Here is a 4,204-nt window from a genome sequence, read left to right as displayed (position 1 = left end):
TCTGCCAGTTGAGCTACAGGGGATCGCTGCCGGGCAACCATAGCAAAGGAATCGGCCGAGCATTAAATCGGCTCACGAGCCACTCCCGCCCATCTCCTCACGCCTCTGGACGACCCCGGAACGGAGCCCTCAGACACCGGGAACGGAGCGTCAGCGCCCCACCTCGGAACGCAGGACGCGCAGCCGCTTCTCGGCCTCGGCCCGCACCTCCGGGTCGCCGAGGTCGGTCCCGCGGCCGCCGATGATCTGCTCGAGCAGACGGCCCGTGGCGAGGTCCTGCCGGATCACGACGCGAACCCGGCGGCGGGTGTCGGTGTGGAACTCGTCGGCGAGGACGACGCTCGCCTGGACCCGCTCCCGCAGCGCCTGCTTGAAGAGCGCCGACTCCCGGATCGTCCACTGGACCGGCCGGCTCCCGTCGACCCAGGTGACCGTCAGCAGGTCGGAGTCGGGGTGCCACGTGGCGGTGTCGACCTCGTGAAAGGGCCGCCGCCAGACGAGGTGCCAGTCGACGTCGACGAGAGCCAGGTCGTGTGTCGTGACGACGACATGGTTCCCGCTCTGGGCGTCCTCGGCCCAGGCGAGGAGCTGCTCTCCGTGCCCAAGCGGTACGGCTTGGCGCAGGACTCCGGCCCGGCCCTCGCCCCGCCGCCTGAAGAGTGGCATCAGCTCATCCCCTCCTTGATGGCGGCGAGCTCGCGCTGGAGCCCCTGCAGCTCGACACCGAGCTGACGGGACCGGTCATGGTCCGGCGTCTCGGCGTGCTCGAGCCGCCGCAGCTCGCTCATCGCGTCCGCGATCCGGCGGGTCAGGCCGATGGTGCGCACGCGGGCGAAGAGCTCCTCCACGTAGCGCGACGTCGGCAGCCCGGTGAGCGCGTCCATCCGCGTCGGGACCGAGGCCACCGCGAGCTCGCTGATCAGTCCCGCGACGGCGGTGGGCGCCGCCTCCGTGACCCCGGACGTCCACGCCCGGCCGGACGGGGAGCCACCAGCAGCATGCACGGTGCGGATGCCGTCGAAGATGGCGCGGTGCGCCGGAGCAGAGAAGGCCTCCGGGGTCAGCAGGTCGATCGCTCCGGGGCGCAGGACGGTCGGGAACTGGAGCAGCACCTGCAGCAGCTGCCGCTCCGCGGCGACCACGGGGTCGCGGGGGTCGGGCATCGGCAGGTGCCCCTCACTCGGCCCCGGCTCCGCGACGTCCTCCGCCGCGGAGGTATGCCGCTCAGTCCGGTCGTCCTGGAGAGTGACCTTGCCGGCCCGGCTCACCTCTCGGGCGACCTGCTCGACCTCGACGCCGAGCATGCCGGCGACCTCCCGGGTGTACTCGGGACGCAGGGACTGGTCGCGGATCGTGGCCACGATGGGGGCGACGGCGCGCAGGGCCTGCACCCGGCCCTCCGCCGTCGCGAGGTCGAACCGGTTGATCGTCGTGCGCGCGGCGAACTCGAACATCGGCACCGCGTCCTCGATGAGCGCGACGACGGCTGGATCGCCCTCGAACTGGCGCAGCTCGCAGGGGTCCTTGCCGGACTTCTCGACGGCGACGAAGGACTGCGAGGCCCACTTCTGGTCGTCCCGGAAGGCCCGCATCGCGGCCTTCTGCCCGGCCGAGTCGCCGTCGAAGGTGAAGACGACCCGGGCCGGGGCGACGCCGGGCTCGTCGCGCATGAGGCGTCGCAGGATCTGGATGTGGTCGGCGCCGAAGGCCGTGCCACACGTCGCGACGGCCGTCTCGACCCCCGCGAGGTGGCAGGCCATGACGTCGGTGTAGCCCTCGACGACGACGGCCCGCCGCTCGTTCGAGATCTTCTTGCGGGCGAGGTCGAGCCCGTAGAGGACCGACGACTTCTTGTAGATCGGCGTCTCGGCGGTGTTGAGGTACTTCGCCTCGATGCGGTCGTCGTCGAAGATCCGCCGGGCACCGAAACCGATCGTGTCACCGGTGATGTCCCGGATCGGCCACATGAGCCGGCCCCGGAAGCGGTCGTAGAGTCCACGGCTCCCCCGCCCGGCGAGGCCTCCGATGACGAGCTCGTCGTCCGTGAAGCCCTTGGCGCGGAGGTGCCGGACGAGCTCTTCCCCGCCGCGTGGGGCGAAGCCGATCCCGAACTGCTTGACGTGGGTGCTGTTGAAGTCGCGGGCCCGGAGGAAGTCGCGGCCCGGGCGGGCGGCCTGCTGGTGCAGGAGCAGGTCGGTGTAGAACTCCTCGGCGACCCGGTGCGCCTCGACGAGCCGCGAGCGCTTCCCGTGGGACTCCTGGGGCCGGCCGCCCCCGCCCTCGTACCGCAGCTCCATCCCGAGGCGCTCGGCGAGGCGCTCGACGGTCTCGGTGAAGGAGAGGTTCTCGACCTTCTGGACGAAGGAGATGACGTCGCCGCCCTCGCCGCAACCGAAGCAGTGGTAGAAGCCCGCGGTCGGGTTGATGCCGAACGAGGGGCTCTTCTCGTCGTGGAACGGGCAGAGGCCGACGAGGCGCGAGCCGGACCGGCGCAGGGTCACGTGCTCGCGGACGACGTCCTCCAGCGAGGACCGCTCCTTGACGGTCGCGATGTCGTCGCTGTTGATCAGGCCGGCCATGCCCCTCCTCTCACTGATCGTGAGTGTAGGTCGTCAGGGTGCATCGACACCCCGCCGACGCACAGGTCGGACACCTCAGCAGACCCAACGCCGATGGAGGGCCAGGGCCCGCACGTCGGTCAGGGCGGCGACCTGGTCGACGAGCACCCGGAGCCGCTCGTCGTCGCCGCCGGCTGCCAGGAAGTCCTCGCGGAGGTCCCCGTCGAGGCGTGCCTCCGGCTCCGCGGCATACGCCTCGAAGAGTGCCCGCACGACCTCGCGCTGCTCGGCCATCGCGGCAAGACGCGCGTCGGTCGTCATGACGAAGTGGTTGGCGACCGCCTTGAGGACCGCGCACTCGGCGCGCGTGGCGTCGGGGATGACGAGGTCGGCGGCGAACCGCGTGAGCGCGCCCGGCCCGTGGCGCTCCCGCGTCGCGTCCTCGACGACACGGACGAAATGCCCGATGAGGCGGCTCGTCATGTCCTTGAGCAGGGCGAGGGCGGCCCGTGAGCCGTCGTAGGCACCAGGGATGGCTCCGGACGCCAACAGTCGCTCGAGGGCGGTGCCGAGCGCGTCCCGGTCGAGATCGGGCGCGTAGGTGCGGCCCGCCACGTCGAGGACCGGCGCCATCTCGATCGCGGACCGCAGGATGCGCGGATCGAACCAACCCGACGCGATGGCGTCCTCGACGTCGTGGACCGAGTAGGCGACATCGTCGGACCAGTCCATGACCTGGGACTCGAGACATCTCACGTCCGCGGGGGCACCGGTCCGAAACCAGTCGAAAACGGTCACGTCCGCGTCGTAGACACCGAACTTGCCTGTCTCATAGGGGCCCTCGCCTCGACGCCAGGGATACTTGGTCGCCGCATCGAGACTGGCCCGCGTCAGGTTGAGGCCGGCGGGCCGCCCGTCGGGGTGGTTGCGCTTCGCCTCGAGCCGGGTGAGGATCCGCAGCGTCTGTGCGTTGCCTTCGAAGCCGCCGATGCCCGCCGCGATCTCGTCGAGGGCCGCCTCCCCGTTGTGACCGAAGGGTGGGTGACCCAGGTCGTGCGCGAGACAGGCCGTGTCGACGACGTCGGCGTTGCAGCCGAGCGCGGCGCCGAACTCCCGACCGATCTGCGCCACTTCCAGCGAGTGGGTGAGCCGGTTGCGGACGAAGTCGTCATGGCCAGGCGCGAGGACCTGCGTCTTGGCGGCCAGCCGCCGCAGCGCGGCGGAGTGGACGACCCGGGCGCGGTCCCGGGCGAAGTCGTCGCGGTCGGCCCGCTTCTGCGCCGGGTCCTCAGCCACCCAGCGCTCGCGGTCGAGGTCCGAGTACGCCACGCCCTGACTCTAGGGGGCGTCCGGCCACGCGAGCGGGAGGTGTGGGGTGAGCGAGCGGAAACTCAGCGGCATACCGGCGAGGGGACGGCGCATACTGGCGAGGAGGGTGTCAGGGGCCTCCGGATCGAGGAGCAGTCATGCCGGACAAGTCACCGCGGTCGCACATGTCGCAGAAGGGCAAGTCGATCAAGCAGAAGCGTGCCGACAAGCACGCGAAGGAAGACCAGCGGGCCCACCACGACATCATCCCGCCCCGCGACAAACGCTAGGCGGTATGCCGCAGAACCGAGCACGCGACGGGACCACCCGCCGCGCCA

At 71.0% G+C, this 4,204-nt stretch carries 4 protein-coding genes; 1 reads left to right on the top strand and 3 read right to left on the bottom strand.

Features of this window, described 5'->3' with window-relative positions:
- Window positions 1-150 precede the first annotated feature (150 nt).
- The 3 genes from ACTHJJ_RS14040 to ACTHJJ_RS14030 all read right to left on the bottom strand — a co-directional run bounded on the left by ACTHJJ_RS14040 (window position 151) and on the right by ACTHJJ_RS14030 (window position 3,887).
- The gene (locus tag ACTHJJ_RS14040; RefSeq protein ID WP_440303560.1) at window positions 151-666 is read right to left on the bottom strand and encodes a hypothetical protein; all 516 of its coding nucleotides are present in this window, start codon (window positions 664-666) and stop codon (window positions 151-153) included.
- Entirely contained in the window at window positions 666-2,579 is a 1,914-nt protein-coding gene (dnaG, locus tag ACTHJJ_RS14035) for a DNA primase (RefSeq protein ID WP_440303559.1), read from the bottom strand. The genes ACTHJJ_RS14040 and dnaG overlap by 1 nt, the downstream gene beginning before the upstream one ends.
- Window positions 2,580-2,654: 75 nt before the next feature.
- Window positions 2,655-3,887 (bottom strand): deoxyguanosinetriphosphate triphosphohydrolase, encoded by a 1,233-nt coding sequence (locus tag ACTHJJ_RS14030; protein WP_440303558.1) that lies wholly within the window; start codon window positions 3,885-3,887, stop codon window positions 2,655-2,657.
- A 137-nt stretch (window positions 3,888-4,024) separates the two neighbouring features.
- On the opposite strand from ACTHJJ_RS14030, the gene ACTHJJ_RS14025 reads away from it, so the two are divergent.
- Window positions 4,025-4,156 (top strand): hypothetical protein, encoded by a 132-nt coding sequence (locus tag ACTHJJ_RS14025; protein WP_440303557.1) that lies wholly within the window; start codon window positions 4,025-4,027, stop codon window positions 4,154-4,156.
- The last annotated feature ends 48 nt before the right edge of the window (window positions 4,157-4,204 follow it).

This window comes from Intrasporangium sp., assembly GCF_051961875.1.
Classification (GTDB): Bacteria; Actinomycetota; Actinomycetes; order Actinomycetales; family Dermatophilaceae; genus Intrasporangium_A.
Note: the sequence above shows the minus strand (reverse complement) of the source record. Positions and strands in the feature narration are given on the sequence as shown.